Origin of the sequence: Pseudoxanthomonas daejeonensis (genome assembly GCF_022637495.1) — a bacterium.
GTDB lineage: Bacteria > Pseudomonadota > Gammaproteobacteria > Xanthomonadales > Xanthomonadaceae > Pseudoxanthomonas > Pseudoxanthomonas daejeonensis.
This window is the reverse complement of sequence record NZ_CP093331.1, coordinates 2,128,089-2,144,474: the sequence shown is the minus strand read 5'-3', so window position 1 is coordinate 2,144,474 and position 16,386 is coordinate 2,128,089. Positions and strand designations below refer to the sequence as shown.

The 16,386-nt window shown below is 65.2% G+C and carries 14 protein-coding genes; all 14 read right to left on the bottom strand.

The window, feature by feature from the left end; translation table 11 throughout:
- Nucleotides 1-18: 18 nt before the first annotated feature.
- The 14 genes from MNQ95_RS09700 to MNQ95_RS09635 all read right to left on the bottom strand — a co-directional run bounded on the left by MNQ95_RS09700 (nt 19) and on the right by MNQ95_RS09635 (nt 16,346).
- On the bottom strand, nt 19-681 hold the full coding sequence (locus tag MNQ95_RS09700; RefSeq protein WP_241952737.1) for an FkbM family methyltransferase: 663 nt from the start codon (nt 679-681) through the stop codon (nt 19-21).
- A gap of 98 nt (nt 682-779) precedes the next feature.
- Nucleotides 780-3,131, bottom strand: coding sequence for a glycosyltransferase family 4 protein (locus MNQ95_RS09695; RefSeq protein WP_241952736.1), 2,352 nt, complete (start codon nt 3,129-3,131; stop codon nt 780-782).
- Nucleotides 3,132-3,224: 93 nt separating this feature from the next.
- On the bottom strand, nt 3,225-4,295 hold the full coding sequence (locus MNQ95_RS09690; RefSeq protein ID WP_241952735.1) for a glycosyltransferase family 4 protein: 1,071 nt from the start codon (nt 4,293-4,295) through the stop codon (nt 3,225-3,227).
- Nucleotides 4,296-4,302: 7 nt separating this feature from the next.
- Entirely contained in the window at nt 4,303-5,274 is a 972-nt protein-coding gene (gmd, locus tag MNQ95_RS09685; protein WP_241952734.1) for a GDP-mannose 4,6-dehydratase, read from the bottom strand.
- Nucleotides 5,271-6,203 carry a GDP-mannose 4,6-dehydratase gene (locus MNQ95_RS09680; RefSeq protein WP_241952733.1) on the bottom strand — a complete coding sequence of 311 codons (933 nt, stop codon included), beginning with the start codon at nt 6,201-6,203 and terminating at the stop codon, nt 5,271-5,273. The genes gmd and MNQ95_RS09680 overlap by 4 nt, the downstream gene beginning before the upstream one ends.
- Nucleotides 6,200-7,783: a methyltransferase domain-containing protein gene (locus MNQ95_RS09675; RefSeq protein ID WP_241952732.1), complete on the bottom strand. Its 1,584-nt coding sequence runs from the start codon at nt 7,781-7,783 to the stop codon at nt 6,200-6,202. The genes MNQ95_RS09680 and MNQ95_RS09675 overlap by 4 nt, the downstream gene beginning before the upstream one ends.
- Nucleotides 7,784-7,803: 20 nt before the next feature.
- Nucleotides 7,804-9,264, bottom strand: a complete 1,461-nt coding sequence (locus MNQ95_RS09670) for a glycosyltransferase family 4 protein (RefSeq protein ID WP_241952731.1) — start codon at nt 9,262-9,264, stop codon at nt 7,804-7,806.
- Nucleotides 9,261-10,553, bottom strand: coding sequence for an ABC transporter ATP-binding protein (locus tag MNQ95_RS09665; RefSeq protein ID WP_241952730.1), 1,293 nt, complete (start codon nt 10,551-10,553; stop codon nt 9,261-9,263). Before MNQ95_RS09665 ends, MNQ95_RS09670 begins: the two co-directional genes overlap by 4 nt.
- Complete coding sequence (locus MNQ95_RS09660) at nt 10,550-11,341, bottom strand: ABC transporter permease (RefSeq protein WP_241952729.1); 792 nt, start codon at nt 11,339-11,341, stop codon at nt 10,550-10,552. The genes MNQ95_RS09665 and MNQ95_RS09660 overlap by 4 nt, the downstream gene beginning before the upstream one ends.
- Nucleotides 11,342-11,344: 3 nt before the next feature.
- Entirely contained in the window at nt 11,345-12,553 is a 1,209-nt protein-coding gene (locus MNQ95_RS09655; RefSeq protein WP_241952728.1) for a cystathionine gamma-synthase, read from the bottom strand.
- 207 nt (nt 12,554-12,760) lie between these two features.
- Nucleotides 12,761-14,137 (bottom strand): pyridoxal-phosphate dependent enzyme, encoded by a 1,377-nt coding sequence (locus MNQ95_RS09650; protein WP_241952727.1) that lies wholly within the window; start codon nt 14,135-14,137, stop codon nt 12,761-12,763.
- A 306-nt stretch (nt 14,138-14,443) separates the two neighbouring features.
- Complete coding sequence (locus MNQ95_RS09645) at nt 14,444-14,659, bottom strand: HP1242/YdcH family protein (protein WP_162408540.1); 216 nt, start codon at nt 14,657-14,659, stop codon at nt 14,444-14,446.
- 410 nt (nt 14,660-15,069) lie between these two features.
- The gene (locus MNQ95_RS09640) at nt 15,070-15,951 is read right to left on the bottom strand and encodes an OmpA family protein (protein WP_241952726.1); all 882 of its coding nucleotides are present in this window, start codon (nt 15,949-15,951) and stop codon (nt 15,070-15,072) included.
- Complete coding sequence (locus tag MNQ95_RS09635; RefSeq protein ID WP_425501295.1) at nt 15,948-16,346, bottom strand: DUF4398 domain-containing protein; 399 nt, start codon at nt 16,344-16,346, stop codon at nt 15,948-15,950. Before MNQ95_RS09635 ends, MNQ95_RS09640 begins: the two co-directional genes overlap by 4 nt.
- Nucleotides 16,347-16,386 lie beyond the last annotated feature (40 nt).

Here is a 16,386-nt window from a genome sequence, read left to right as displayed (position 1 = left end):
TTGCCCGGGATCAGGCTCCTAAGCGGGATAGGCCAGGTAGTCCCAGAACCTCTGCCTGGTAGATGCGTTGATGAACTCATTCCGATCGAGCTGCTCTCCCTCGATCGACACAATGCGATAGGACAACGCATCGAAGAAGTCGAAGAGGTCGCCGCTGGAGTGCGGGTAGTTGACCAGGGAAGCGTCGCCGCATTCGAAACTGACGATTGGCCGATTCTCGGATATTACTTCGCGCGCCCCCCGCAGGACGCCATACTCTCCGCCTTCGCAGTCGATCTTGATGTAACGCAAACCGGCAAGCTCTGAACGGAATTCGTCGAGCTTGCGCACCCTCACCCGGATCTCCTCCGTGGTCACCGGGTGATCGTAGGTCCTCGCCCTCAATCCCGAATAGCCGGGCGCCTCCCGCACCAGGACGAAGCCCACTTCGCCGACTTCGTCGGATAGTGCAGCCTGCTCGACGCGGATGCTGGGCGTGCCGGACGCCCGGGACACGCGCCTGGCGAGTTCCGTGGCGAGCGCAGGGATGGGCTCGAACGCCAGCACAAAGCCCGAGGGTCCGCAGCATTGCGCGATCGGGACGGTGTGCCGCCCTTCGTGGGCTCCCGCATCGACGCACTTGTCGCCGTCGTTCAAGAAACCGCGATACGTCTGCTCCAGCATGGACTCGAAGTCGCTCATACAGGCAATCTCCAGGCAGTTACTCGGAGTTACACCTTACTTGCGTGCATCAGGCCGGCCGGTGCGGGACCAGCCGGAGCCGGCAAGGGACCGGGGCTCTAGGCCACGGTCCGGGCACCGGCCAGTGACAGCATCCTACATGCGGCGCGCTCGTACGTATTCTCGGCCACCCAGCGTGCCGCCTGCTCGGACATCGCCCGGGCTCTTTCGGGGCTGGCCAGGATCCCCGAGACCACCTGAGCGTACTGCGCCTTGTCGTGAACAGGCACGACATGGGCGATATCCGCCACCGACCTGAATATTTTCGCAGGAGAAACCACGACGGGCCTTCCGGCGGAAAGGGCGATCTGCACGGCGCCGCTCGCTCCCTCGTTCGAGGGTTCATACGGCATCAAGATCAGGTCCGCATGCCGCAGTTCTGATATGACGTCTTCGACTGCATGGAAGGTGGTGTCGATCTCGACGGCATCGGCCACGCCGAGCCTCCGTGCCTCGTCCAGGCATTCGGCAAGGTGCCGTTCCGACTCCGCACCGTAGGCCGCGTGCCATCCCACGTAGCGCGCATTGGGGAACTGCCGTCGGATCGCTGCCAAGACGCGTATGGCCATCATCACGCCCTTGTAGGGCCTGAGGAATCCAAAGCCCGAAATGATCGGGCCGTCGAGATGCGCGGTGCGCAGGCGTGAGGCTGACGCGCTCTGGCGCACCGGGTGGGAGATGATGCTGACGTTCCGGAGAGCGTCCGCGGCCAGTCCCGCGGTCTCGTCGTCGTGATGGAACACGAGCGTCGCACCCAGCTCCGCGAGCTTGGCCTTGAGCTCGGAACTGACGTTGCGCCCATCATGGAACTCGACCAGTACCGGGATCCCCTTCCCTACCACCATGTCCACGATCCGCTCGACGTCATAGGCCGGCAGGAAACCACTGTGGTGCTGAATCAAGAAAACGTCGGGGCGGCCCAGGCTCAGGACGCGCTCCAGCGCCGACGCATCGAAGCCGCTGTCCACCCAGGACTTGTTGTCCCACCTCCAGGCACGGCTCACCGGATAATGCAGGTCGCGCTCGAAACCCAGAGGCTGGTGGCCCTCGTAGTCGTTGGCCAGGAGTAGCACCTCAGCGCCGCACGCGCTCAAGCCCTCCGCCAAGTATGCGCTATGTTCGCCGATACCACAGACGACATTCCAGGTGGTGAGCATCGCGACCTTGGCCCGTTGCTTCCCTGCGCGGTGTTGCACTTCGTTGGAAACGAGCAGCCCCAGCTGCCGGGATATCCGCTCCCAACTGAAACGTTCGCGCACGGCCCGGGCCACAGTCGCACGCAGTTCCGGCTCGTTGGAGACACGGCTAATCAAACCGGGGAGGTTCTGCGCGAACGCGGCAAGGCCGACGACCATTACACCCGCCGGTGACGACTCCTCGCTACCTATGCCTCGTGCACCAACGACCGTACTCAGCACCGGCAGGCCGGCGGCCATGTAATCGAACATCTTGATGTTCGTGCCCGAGCCCGCCGACATCGGATTGATTGCCACATCGGCGGCAAGCAGGAGCGCATCACGGCGCTCATCGTCCACTACCCCGGTGGCGATCACGTTCGGCCGCGACTGAAGACCCAGCAACGCTTCACCAACGCCACCTACCACCACGAAATCGATGCCGGGCAGTGCTGGCGCCAGTTCGTCGTTGATGTACCGCGCGGCCTCGATGTTCGGCCCGTACATGCTGCCCATGAATACCGCCACGGGACGGTCAGCGCGCAGTCCGCATGCCGCACGCCCGGCCGACCTCTCCGCCTGCTCGACATCGCCGAACCGGTCGGTGAATGCACCGTTGGGCACTACGCGCAGCTTGTGCGGGTCTAGATCGAACAGGGCGGTGAAATTCTCCGCATCCTCACGCGAGCACGCCAGCACGAGCTGACTGCGCTCGACCAGATCCTGCTCGGTCGTGGCGACGAGGCGCAACAAGGGTTCGGCGCCTCGCACATGCTGCAACGCCTCCGTCTTCAGCAGGGTCTCGACATTGTGCGCGTCATAGATCACCAACTGGTCCGCACGTATATCGCCGGCCAACGGCGGATAACACCATGGATGGGTGAAGACGACGACCTGCGCGGTGGCGATGTGCTTGCGGGCGGCCGCCAGGAAGGCCGGCGAGTGGATCACCTGCTCCGGGAAGGCAACGTCGATCACCGTTGCCCCGTCCAGTTCGCCGGACAGTCGGGACGCGGCTTCAAAATGCGCGCCGTCCAGCGGAACGCATATCTCGCGCAAACCCTCAGTCACCTGGGCATCCCGGTACGCCTCGCCCGGCCAGTCGTAGCTGCCCACGTAGGTGACCTCGATGTTCGGCCCCATGCCGTGATAGAGACCGAGCAGGCGCTGGCGCCCACCGCCGACCGCTGGCGTGATGGGCTGCATGTCCAGCACCGTGACTTTCAACTTTTCCATGCTCACTCTCTCAACGACCCCACGCGTCGACGTCCATTTATGGACCCCCTGAACCCGAAACCCGCTTGCACCGGCGTTGCATGGCGGCGGGAACTACCGGGCCTTCAGGCCGTACAGTTCTTCGGCGACCGCGGCGATGCGAGCCGCGGCAGCCTCCCAGGTGATATCCATGGTTCCCAGCCTACCCCGGGCACCCATCGCCCGGCAGCCCTCGCGATCGCCGGCCAGTTCCTCGATAGCGCGGGCCAGGGCATGCGCTTCGGGTTCGGCGACGATGCCGCCACCGGTCCGCGCCACCAGGTCCGCCGGGGTTCCACTGTCGGAACAGGTGATCACCGGCTTCCCACTCCTGAAGGCCTCCAGCGTGACGTAGCCGAAGTCCTCCCTTATCGGCGGGAACGGAACCGCCAAGGCATTGGCATACTGCTCGATGCACTCGGCGTCGCTAAGCCTTCCGAGGAAACGGATGCGGGAGTCGCCGTGCGCCCTGGCCCGCAACGCATCCTCGTCCTCGCCGGACCCGCCAATACGAAGCTCCACGTCGGAGTCGACATCGCGCATGGCGTCGATGAGCAGGCCTACCCGCTTCCACCGATGCAGCCTGCCCGGTACGAACAGATAGTTCTCGAAACGCCCTTCATGGAACTGGTCCCGCAACAATCCCGGATAGACCACTTCGCTGGGAAGGTTGTTGAACTGCGCCAGTCGCCTCGACACTTCGTCGCCGATGGTCAGTATCCGCCCCACGCGCCCCGGCGCCAGCAACCCGGTGTCGAGCTGGAGAATCCTTTCGCGCTGCCGCTCCAGGCCCTCCCACGGCGTGGGATATTCCAGGTCGTACATGTCGTAGAAGACGCGCACGGTGTGCATCAGATAGCAAATGTGGCGCGGATGGCGGACCGCGTAAGACGGCGCCTTGCTCGATATCACCAGGTCATAGCGGCTGAGGTCCAGGTCGTATACGCGCAGGTAGGATTCGAGCACGCCGTCGAAGGTCGACTCGTCGACCTCGACCCGGACCTTGTCGACCGACCAGCCCAGACTCGAAAGCGCTGAGCAGAAGCCTTGGTGCAGGGCTTCCGCACCGCCAATCTGCCCTGATGCCTGCTCGACGGCCAGGAAGGCCACCTTGGGACCGGAGCGCGGGATGCTGCTTGTCGTCATGGCCGGCTCATCCTGCCAGACGCCTCATGTCGGCATCGACCATCATGGTGATCAGCTGCGCGAGGCTGGTCTTTGGCTCCCAGCCCAGCCGCTCCTTCGCCTTGGCCGGATTTCCCAGGAGCACGTCCACTTCTGCAGGCCGCATGAACTTCGGATCGATCTCCAGGTGGTCGTCGGCCCGCAGGCCGACATGCGCGAAAGCGATATCGCACATCTGCCTGACGGTGGTGGTTTGCCCCGTCGCGATGACGTAGTCGTCGGCGGCCGGTTGCTGGAGCATGAGCCACATCGCCTCGACGTAATCGCCGGCGAAGCCCCAGTCGCGCTTGGCGTCGATGTTGCCGAGCTTCAATACCTTCTGCCGTCCAAGCTTGATGCGGGCAACCGCGTCGCTGACCTTCCGGGTCACGAACTCGATGCCGCGCAGCGGGGATTCATGGTTGAAAAGTATCCCGCTGGACGCATGCATCCCGAAGCTTTCGCGGTAATTCACCGTGGCCCAGTGGGCCATCACCTTTGCCACGCCGTAGGGGCTTCGCGGATAAAACGGGGTGCGCTCATCCTGGCGGTCAGCCTGGATGAGGCCGAACATCTCGCTGGTCGATGCCTGGTAAAAACGTGCCTGTGGATTCACGAGACGAACCGCTTCCAGCACGTTGAGGGCGCCCACGCCGTCCACCTGGGCCGTGAGGATGGGCTGTTGCCATGAACTGCCGACGAAGCTCTGCGCACCGAGGTTGTACACCTCCGCCGCCCCGGAGGCCTGCAGCACGCGGATCAGCGAGGAGAGGTCGGTCAGGTCGCCGTCGTGGAGCCGTACCTCGCCGTCTATCCCCAGCTCCCTCAGCCGCCACAGCGTATCGGAGCTGCGGCGCGCGAGAACTCCATGGACGGCATATCCCTTCTCCAGCAGGAGCTTGGAGAGGTAGGCACCGTCCTGACCCGTGATCCCGGTGATCACCGCACTCTTGTTACTCATAGGTTGTCTTTCGCTTCTTGAAGGATGTCGGAAAGGGTTCGTTCGAGACTGATTGCAGGCGACCAGCTCGTATCGCTGCGCAGTCGAGATGCGTCGGCGACCATCCGTCGCTGCTCGGCAGGCCTCATTTTCGACGGGTCTTGTCGGATCTGCGGCGACACGCCGGCTATGACGCACATCTCCTCGAGCAACTCGCGCACGCGTCGCTCGTGACCGGAAGCCACCACGTAGGTACGGCCCGATACTCCACGCGCCAGAATGGCCGCATAGGCCGACACAACATCCCGGACGTCGGTGAAGTCGCGGGTGGTGTCGATGTCGCCGACATCCAGGACCGGGGGTTTGACTCCCGCAGCGATTGCAGCGACCTGCGAGGCGATCGAAGGAACGACGAAGCGCGGATTCTGTCCTGGGCCGATGTGGTTGAATGGCCGCGCGATGACGACATCAATGTCCTCGGTCCGCTGCCACTGCATGCACAGCTGCTCGGCGGACACCTTGCTCACTGCGTAGGGACTGCGTGGGGCAACCGGAGTTTGTTCGGTTACCGGTAGTTCCTCATCCGCCACGCGCCCGTAGATGTCCCCGGAACTGACATAGACCATGCGTCCGCCGAAGCCGCCACGCTTGAGGCCATCCAGCAGGTTGAGCGTTCCCAGCAGATTGATTTCGAAGGTTTCCCTGGGGTCATCGAACGACTGGGGCACGAAACTCTGCGCGGCAAGATGCAGCACGGCATCCGGACGGATTTCCGCGATGGCTTCACGCACTGCCAGGGCGTCACGGATATCGACGTTGCGGGGCAACGGCTCCACCTGCAGCCGGCCGAACGCGCCCGCAGCCCCGGCCCTCAGGACGTGTTCGCCTACAAAGCCCCCCGCCCCCGTCAGGAGCAGTTTTCCCCCGGGATGAGATGCGGCACTGCTCACGGGCGGCGCGCCACGATGGCGTAGTCGGGTGCCACGCCCAACGACCCGATCAGTACATTCATCGACGCGGCACCAGGCACGTCGTCGGACAGGGGGGCTGGCGCCTGGACCTCACGCGCATGCGTAAGGCGCTCGATTCTTACATCCTCGAACCCCCTGGACTCCACGATCCAGCGCATCATCTCCGGGGGCAGCGGGTTGCGGTGGGTAGGGTCGTAGTAGAAGAAGAGCGCCGCGACGCTCAGGTTCTCCGGGTTGGGCGTCTCGAGGGCCAGCAGGCCACCCGGCTTGAGCACGCGCCTGGCCTCGTCGATGAATGCAATCATCGCTTCGAAGGAAAGATGCTCGATGAGGTGCATGGACGTCACCGCTCCGATCGACCCGGCCGGCAGCGCCCTCATTCCCTCGATCGCGTCCTGCTCGGTGACGGCAAGCCCCATGGAGCGACAGCTGTCGACGAACACCCGGTTCAGATCGATGCCTCGTGCATACATCCCGCTGTAGCGCAGCAGTTCGAGCCATTCGCCACGCCCGCACCCGACATCGAGGACAGGCGCATCGGGCGTGCCCACGCCCGCATCCCTGACCCACTGCAGGTAAGGTTCGCTGCGCTGTTTCACCAGCTGCCGATCGCCACGGAAGCGGTCCTCGAAATCGGCGTAGAACTGATCGAGCGCCCTCGCACCGTCCTGTGCCTGCCTCTCCCGCACCACCATCGCCTCGACGAGCGCCTCAGTCCTATGCAGCTTGTGCTGCAGGAATTCCAGCCGCTCCGCCTGCGCAGCGGCGGACTCTTCGCTCGCAGCCCGATAGGTTTCGAGCTGGGCCAGCTGGGCGTTCAGCTTCGAATCGAAGGATCCGATCGCATCGGCATGCGCTTCCTTCACGCCACTGATCGACGACTCAAGAGTGGCTATCTCCTGCCGGTCGGGATAGTGGCCCAGCCTCTCGTCCAGGCCTGCAATCCGCCCCTGGAGCTGCGCGGCGACCTGATTGAGCGCCCGACCGACTTCTTGCGCTTCGCGGGCGAGCGCCGCGTCATGGGCAGCCTGCCGATCGACGAGGGTCCCGAGCTTGACGAAGGAGTGCAGCCACGCGACGAGCGGCCCGAGGAACGGCTTCCGATGCCATCGCTGGAACGTATACGGCACCAGCAGGCCGTCCACGTGGACACCCCGAACCTTTCCTTCGTCGGACCATCGGATCTGCCCCAGGATCTCGACCTTGGTCAAGCCGCCCGACCGCAACGCGGTCAGGTAGTGTTCCAGCCCCGCCTGATCGGGCGTACGCCGCAGGATGACGCGATACGCAACTTCGATGAAGTCCGCATCCCCGAACTTCAGCAGGTCTGCCAACACATACTCGCGCTTGCCGGGCAGCCGCTCCATAGCGGGATGCCACGGACCGGCCGCCGAACCCGCGACATCCGCCGACACGCCGGCTGCAGCCTCCGGGTGATGCCTGCGCGCCAGCTCGGCACGGGCGCGCGCCAGCACTTGCTCCACCGACGGACGCCGCACGGCCGTCTCGGGCTGACGCGGCCGCTTCTGCCGCAGTTCGCTGCGGATCTGCTCCATCATCGCGTCCACTTCCGATTCTTTCACACTTCTCTCCCATGTCCGTCGAAAGGCCGGTCGCCCGCAGGGGGCTGTCCAGCGGTCGCGCAAGAAGCGAGCTTGACCGCCGCGTCCGCCCAGCTGTTCCACTCGCCTCGTGACGACCCTCGATGCGACTGCGCGTCCGTCAACGCCTGCACGATGGCCTGTGGCGTTTCACCGGAGAAATACACCGCTGCACCGCCTGCCACCTCGCGGAACACGGCCAGATCGCGTAGCACCAGCTTCAACCCCAGCCTTCCTGCCTCGGCCACGGGAAGGCCGAACCCTTCCCCCAGCGATGGCGCCAGAAGTACGTCGCTAGCCCGGTACGCAGCCGACAGCACCGCGTCGTCGGCGGCGTCGAGCCAATGCAGGCGCTTGCCCGCCTCGGGATGTTCCCTCAAGCGCTGTAGCAGCCGATCCACGTGCCATCCCGGACGACCGATGATCATCCACTCGATGTCACCCCCCTTCGACCATATCGCCTCGAATGCATCGAGTGCTTGGGCATGGCCCTTGCGCGGTTCGATTGTCCCGACCGTCAGCACACGACAAACACCCGACTGTCTCCGCGGCAATTCCGTGCAGTTTTCCGGCAAGGGGGGGATATCCGAACCCAACGTCACTACCGACAGTCCCGCGGGGGGCGCAGGAAGAGACCGCTCGGACAGCGCCCGTGCCAGTTCGCCGGCCGTATGCGCTGAAATGCACATTGCCAGGTCAGCCTGCGATGAGAGCACTCGCAACCAGGACTCGTAATTGGCACTGACCCATTCCGGGAACCAGTCCGGGCGACTTAGCGGCAACACGTCATGGACCAGCAGCGCAATGCTCGCGCCCCCTTGGCGCAAGGCTTCCAGCGCGGGCGCCAGCTCGTCAGCACGGTCACGACAGAAGTCCAAACCAACGAAGCAATCTCCCCTGCGCGGCTCCACCGGGACATCCGTACCCAAGTGCAGCCGATCGAGTCCGAGGAAGGACGCGAGGAATTCATTTGCCGCACAGTATCCGGAATCCGCATGCAGCCGGACTGGCTGGACGTGGTAGCCGGCCGGCGGGGCCAGCAGGAGTTCCGACAGCAATCTGCGCGTCACGCGCTGGACGCCGGCGCCCAGGTCCTCGAGAGCCAGTTCGGTGACGTCGATGAACAGGCGCTTTTTGGCATCCGCCCCCTCCAGCAACGCGGCAACGGCGCCAAACGGCAGAACGAGAGAAGGCTTCACGCCGTGGGAATGTCCGCAGCGCGCCAGTCCTCCGGGACGTGCGAGCTGCGCTGTTCCGGACAACCTCCTGAAGGCCGCCCGCAGCGGAGCAGTGATGCGCCAGCTTCGGCTGCTCTTCATTCGCGACAGCTGTTGTTCCAGCATGGCGAGGCGCTCTCTCTGCACCGCGAGTTCGAACCACAGACGCAGGGCGAGGTTGGGATCATCATCGCCGGAACCCCCCGCGCGCATGTGGGTCATGGCCCGCTCTCGGTGGCTGGCGGACGCAGCGCCAGGTCGTTCGCGAGCGAACCATCGTCATGGCGCCGGCCCCGGGCCACGCTGATCGTGCCTGGCACCCAGGCCGAGCCCACAAACTGGTCATACCCCATGTTGGCCACGGTGAAAACCAGCGCAAGGTCGCGCCACTGGTAGTTCTTTACCAGATGGGTCTCGGTGCTGGACAGGGCCAGCGACAGCGAGTAGCTGCCGGGACCGAGATTCACGGAAAATTTGACGCGGAACTCCAGCAGGTCATCCGCCACCAGGTCGGCGCAGACCTGCCCGGTGTAATGGGTATTGGTCCCGTAGATGGCCTGTCCGAGCCGGTCCTTGATCATGTAACCGAATACGAGCCGATCTACGGGCGAGTTGATACGGACAAGGGCGCGCAAGACAACTTCCTGGCCAACGCCCACGTATTCGATAGCCGCCCCTGCTGCGTCAAGCAGAGCCACCTCCTCGAACGTGGCTTCGCCTGTGCCGGACTCGGTGGCCACCTGTCCGTTGATGCGCTCGACCCGGACCGTCCGGTTCTCCTTCTCGGCGATCAGCGCGTTGTAGTAATCGAAAACCTGCTGCGGCTCGCCATCAAGCACCATGGTGCCGTTATCGAGAAGGATCGCCCTGTCGCACAGGGCCTGCACCGACGAAGCGTCGTGCGAAACGATCAGCAACGTCGTGCCCGCCTCTTGGAACTCGCGGATGCGCTGGAAGCACTTGTGGACGAAATAGGCATCGCCGACGGACAGCGCCTCGTCGACGATGAGAATGTCAGGACGGATGGCAGTCGCCACGCTGAAGGCCACTCGCATCTGCATGCCACTCGAATAAGTGCGCATGGGCTGCTCGAAGTACTCGCCAATCTCGGCGAACGCCTTGATCTCCGGCAGGAGCTCAGGAATTCGATCCTGCGGGATGCCCAGCAGGCCCGCAGAGTAAACCGCGTTCTCCCGGCCCGTCAGTTCCTGATTGAATCCGAGGCCCAGCTCCAGCAGGGCGGCCACGCGACCACGCAGGGAAACAGCACCCTCGGTCGGCCGGGTCGTGCCCGTGATCATCTTCAGGAGCGTGCTCTTCCCTGCGCCGTTCTGACCGATGATCCCTACCGCATCGCCTTGGTTGAGACGGAAATTCACCCGCCTGAGCACCCAGTGCTCGGCTTTGGGCTGAACCCGCATACCGAACCAGCGCATGAACCGCTGCAGTTCGCTCTCGTATTCCACGTAAGCCTTGCCCACGTTTTCCACTATCAACGCGGGCGTGCTCACAGGACGTCCACCATTTCCGACGCACCTCGGCGGAACAGGAGCAGTGCGGCCAGCAGGAAGATCACAGCCACCAGCGCGGACCACAAGACGCGAGGGTCTGGAGACTGCCCGAAGAGGATCACATTGTGATAACTCAGCACTAGCGGCACCACGGGGTTGATCGCGAGCGTTGCCCTGAAACCCTCGGGGACCACGGTGATCGGATACACGATCGGAGTCACCCAGAACCAGAACTGCAGCACGACGGCGACGATCTGGCCGACGTCGCGGACGAACACGTTCAGCGTGCCCAGAAATAGGCCTATGCCAGCAGCGAGTGCGATGGTGAGCAACATCAACGGGAGAAGCCAGAGGAAGGCCAGGCTCGGGAAGATGTTCAAGAAAGGAAGAATCAGCAGGATGACGCCCAGAAGCGCCAAGTTGGTGATCGTCGCCGAACCAATGGCGATCAGAGGCAGCGCGATCCGCGGAAACTGGACCTTCTTAAGCAAGGATGCGTTGTCAATGAATATCGTCGTGCAACGCTGGATTATCTCGGCCAAAAGCGACCAACAGAGAATGCCGGAAATCAGGTAGACCGCGTACGCGTATTTGTTGTCGACCCCGTCCAGCCGCGCGGCCAGGACATTGGACAGGATCGTCGCGAAAATCAGGACCTGGGCGAGCGGCTGGAGCACCACCCATGCGGTACCGAACCGACTGCGGGCAAGCCGTGACTTGAATTCATTCCTCACCGACGACGTGATGAAGCCGCGATAGCTCCAAGCCGCCTTGATCAAAGCAGACATCTGTCAGTCCCGGGGAAATTGGGTGGATGGCGGCGCCAGCGCCAGCTCTATGTCGGCTTGCAGGTCCTGTGCCGCCTCCACGCCTACGCTCAACCGCACCAGCGCGTCGCTGATGCCGAGCTTCTCGCGCCGCTCCACCGGCACCGACGCATGCGTCATCACCGCCGGGTGGTTGGCCAGGCTCTCAACGCCGCCCAGCGATTCGGCCAGGGTGAACAACTCGGTCCGTTCGCAGAACCGCTTCGCCGCCTCGAACCCGCCCTTGAGCACCACGGAGACGATGCCGCCGAAGCCCTGCATCTGCCGCGCCGCGAGCGCGTGGTGTGGATGCGAGGCAAGGCCCGGGTAGATCACCTTCTCCACCGCCGGCTGCGTCTCCAGCCACTGCGCCAGCGCAAGCGCATTCTCGTTGTGGGCTCGCATGCGCAGCGGCAGGGTCTTCAGGCCGCGCAACGCCAGGAAGCTGTCGAACGGGCCCTGCACGGCGCCTATCGAGTTCTGCAGGAACGCCATGCGTTCGCCGAGTTCGTCGTCGCCGGCCACGACCATGCCACCGACCATGTCCGAATGGCCGTTGAGGTACTTGGTCGCCGAATGCATGACCAGGTGCGCGCCGAGTTCCAGCGGACGCTGCACGATCGGCGAGGCGAAGGTGTTGTCGACCACCACCAGCAGGCCGCGCCGGCGCGCGATCTCCGCCACGGCCGCGATGTCGACGATCTTCAGCATCGGGTTGGTCGGGGTCTCGATCCAGACCATGCGCGTCTTCGGCGTGATCGCGGCCTCGAACGCAGCCAGGTCGCACAGGTCGACGAAGCTGAAATCCAGGCCGGCGCTGCGCCGGCGCACGCGCTCGAACAGCCGGTAGCTGCCGCCGTAGAGGTCGTCCATCGCGACCACGTGGTCGCCGCTGTCCAGCAGTTCCAGCACGGTCGAGGTGGCCGCCATGCCCGAGGCGAAGGCGAAGCCGCGCACACCGCCTTCGAGCACCCCTACGCAACGCTCGTACGCGAATCGGGTCGGGTTGTGGGTGCGGGAGTACTCGAAGCCCTGGTGCTCGCCCGGACTGCTCTGGGCGTAGGTCGAGGTCGCGTAGATCGGCGGCATCACCGCCCCGGTGCTGGGGTCCGGCGCCTGGCCGCCATGGATCGCCAAGGTCGCCAGCGCGAGCGGACGCGCGCCGGGGGCGGTTTTGGAGGACTTTTCAGGCATGGCCACGCTCTTCAGGGGACCGCGGATTCTAACAGTCCCGACTGAACCGTCCGACAGGAGTCCACCCCGGGGACCGGGCGTGCGGCACCGTTTCCCGGACCACCGGCAGGCTGCCGCGAGGGGGCTGCGTGACCGGCATCACAACACCCGGCCACCTACCATACGCAAGCGAATGCAAGCGGGGAGGGGCCTCCCACCCGTGGCGCGCTACTGCACCCGCCGCCGCAGGTAGTTCAACAGGTCGATCCGGGTGATCAGGCCCAGGAACCGCTCCCCGTCCATCACGATGGCTACCTGGCCGCGGTCGAAGACCGGCAGCAGGGCCTCGATCGGCGATTTGACGTCAAGCCGGTCCAGCTTGCTGACCATGGCCACCGAAACGGGGTCGCGAAACCGTGACTCGTCGCCGTAGACGTGCAGCAGCACGTCGCTCTCGTCGATGATGCCGACCAGGCGTTCTCCGTCCATCACCGGCAACTGCGAGACGTCGTACAGCTTCATCCGCTGGTAGGCGGTGGTCAGCAGGTCCTTCGGACCGACCACGACCGTGTCGCGCTGGCTGTACGGGCGCAGGATCAGGTCGCGCAGGTCGCCTTGCTGCGGCCGCTCGAGGAAGCCGTTGTCCAGCATCCAGTAATCGTTGTACATCTTCGACAGGTACTTGTTGCCGGTGTCCGGCACCAGCACCACGACCTTCTTCGGCGTCGCCTGTTCGCGGCAGTATTTCAGCGCCGCGGCCAGCAGGGTGCCGGTGGACGATCCGCCGAGGATGCCCTCCTTGGCCAGCAGCTCGCGCGCGGTATGGAAGCTTTCGGCGTCGGAAATGGCGTAGGCCTTCTTCACCCGGCTGAAATCGGAGATGGTCGGCAGGAAATCCTCGCCGATGCCCTCGACCAGCCAGCTGCCGGACTTGTCGCTGAGCACGCCTTCGTTGATGTACTGGGTGAGGATCGAGCCGACCGGATCGGCCAGAACCATCTCCACCTGCGGCGCCTTCTCGGCGAAACAGCGCGACAGGCCGGTCATCGTGCCGGAGCTGCCGCACCCGAACACGATCGCGTCGAACCCGCCGACCTCGGCCATCTGTTCGATGATCTCCGGCCCGGTACCTTCCACGTGCGCGGCCGGATTGTCCGGGTTGCCGAACTGGTTGATGAAGTAGGCGCCAGGGGTCTCGGCGGCGATGCGCGCGGCCAGGTCCTGGTAGTACTCCGGATGGCCCTTGGCCACGTCCGAACGGGTCAGCCGCACTTCGGCCCCCATCGCCTTGAGGTTGAAGATCTTCTCCCGGCTCATCTTGTCCGGGACCACCAGGATCAGCTTGTAGCCCTTCTGCTGCGCGACCAGGGCCAGGCCGATACCGGTGTTGCCGGCGGTGCCTTCGACCAGGGTGGCCCCGGGCCTGAGTTCGCCGCGGCGCTCGGCCGCCTCGATCATCGACAGGCCGATGCGGTCCTTGATCGAGCCGCCCGGATTGGCGTTCTCCAGCTTCAGGTACAGCTCGCAGACGCCGCTGTCCAGGCGACGGGCCTTGACCATGGGCGTGCGCCCGATCAGTTCGAGCACGGAGGCGTGCAGAGCCATCTTCGATCCGGTTGCGGAGCCACGAGGCGCGGCGGAACCGGGATTATCCGCTGGATGCGGGGGTCAAGTCAGCGTTCCGGCGCAGCCGCGCTGTCCGTCCTTGTAGGAGCGGGCATGACCGCGACACCGACGCCTTTGGCACGGGCGGCGCCTTCGTGGATTCGGCACCCTCGGTGTCGCGGTCATGCCCGCTCCTACAAGGAGGGAAAGCGCGGGGAGGTACTGGCGCAAGTGACGTGGGCGGTGGCGGACCGACGAGGAAGCCGCCACCGCCCACGACGTGAAGCGTTTACCGGTAACGCGTGGTCAGTGCGCCCGGTCGTAGATGCGCAGCAGTTTTTCCTTGGCGTGCAGCTTTTCGCGCTTCATCTGCCCGAGCGTGAAATCGTCGATCGGCAGGACCCCGAGATCGGCATCCATCACCTTCTTGTCCAGCGTGCGGTGTCGCTGGTAGAGCTGCTTGAATTCGGGGTCGCGCTTCATGAGCGCATCGATTTCGGCCTGCGGCTGCCCTTCAAACATGTCTGCACCTCCTGGGGGTTTCACGCATCCCTGCCGCGGATGCCGGCCTTCCTGGCCAGCCCTGGAAAGCAAAACGCCCCGGGCCTGCAAGGTCCGGGGCGTCGCATTTTTCGGAGCAGGGGTGGCACGGTGCGGCCCGGGCACCACCGGAAATCCCCGGGCCGGCTGCGGCCCGACGGCGATCTCCAGTGAAGCGTACAGCGGCTGCATCGGCAGGGTGCTCCTGTCAGCCAGATGGCGGAAGCACCATCCGGGTAATTGACCCTACTCCTCGCCCCGGAGGGCGGCAACCCGCCCTGCAACCTGTTGATTCGAAATAGGAATCGCCGTCAGGGCAGCCTCGGGTCTGGCAGGCCGAAAACCTCGATCTCTCGTGTAAATTCCTGATGTAACTGCGATTTCCACTGCGCCTACTGGGCGACGATGACTTCGGCCGCCTTCTTCGCCGTCGCCGCCGATTTTTTGCCCGCCGCCTGGATCTGGGACGCAGGCACCCCGCCCGCCACCAGCGCCGCCTTCAACGCGTCGGCCCGTGCCTGGGCGACCTTGCCGTCCTTGTCGTACGCCTCGACCCGCACCCGCCCCCGCTTGCCGATCTGCAGGTAGGTGGCCAGCGCTCCGGCACCGGCCTTGCCGTCCGTGCTCAGGGCGCCCTTGCCTGGGGCATAGGCGCTTGCCGGCAGGGCGAACACTTCCCCACGCGACTCGAAGGCCGAGGGTGGCAGCTTCGTGCCTGACACCAGTTCGGCCTCCTGCCGCGCCAGCTCGGCTTCCTTGCGCCGCGCCGCGCTCAGCTGCGCCGTCTGCTTGCCAGTCACCGTGGAGAGGGTCTGTTCGACATCGGTCCGTGCCGCGGCCTCGGCCTCGGCGGCCAGGCGCAAACGCTCGGCTTCCTCGGCCTGGATCTGCGACTGGATCCGCAGATGTTCGGCCTCCTGGCGGGCGCGCTCGACTTCGCGACGGCTGGCCTGCAACAGCAGCTCGCTTCGCTGCAGGTCAAGTGTGGCGAGCTCGCGCCGTGCCAATTCGGCGCCCGCCGCGGTCTCGGCGATCTCGATACGGCGTTCGGCCAGGTAGAGCACGCCCGGTCGCTCACCGCGACGGGCCTCGGCCAGGACGGTGATCGCCTGGCGCGCCTCCATCTGCTCGAACGCCGCAAGGCGGCCCAGCGCAGGGTCGGCCTGCAGCCGGTCCAGGCGCGCCTGCAGGCGCATTGCGTCCGGATCGTCCGCGGCCCGGGCGGGGGCAGGCATCAGCAGTGACGCAGCAAGGACAAAAGCGAGGGCCTTCATGGCGCGCCCTCCGCAGGCAGGCCAAGCGTCTGCCGCAGTCCCGCGATCTCTTCCCGACGCTGGTGCAACGCCGCGTCGGCCTGCGCGCGGTCGCTGCGCACCCGTGCCAGGTCGGCATCGGCTGCCGCACGCCTGGCCAGCTCGTCCGCATCGCGGCGCTCCCCCCGGCTGCGCGACAACGCCCCCGCCTGCGCCTGGATCAGCGCCTGCCGGGCCGTGTCGAGCAGGTCCGGTGCGTACTGGTCGGCATCGGCGGCCTGCGCGTTCTGCACGGCCTGCTGGGCGCGCAGCAGGTCCGGCGAGGCGACCTGGGCCTGGGCTGTGACCGCAAGCCCGGATGCGGCAACCAGCGCATACAGGCACCGGCGGAAGTGTGCGAAGCTAGAGTCGATCATCAGGGGACGTCGTGTCGTTTCGGCACGGCCATTGTCTGTA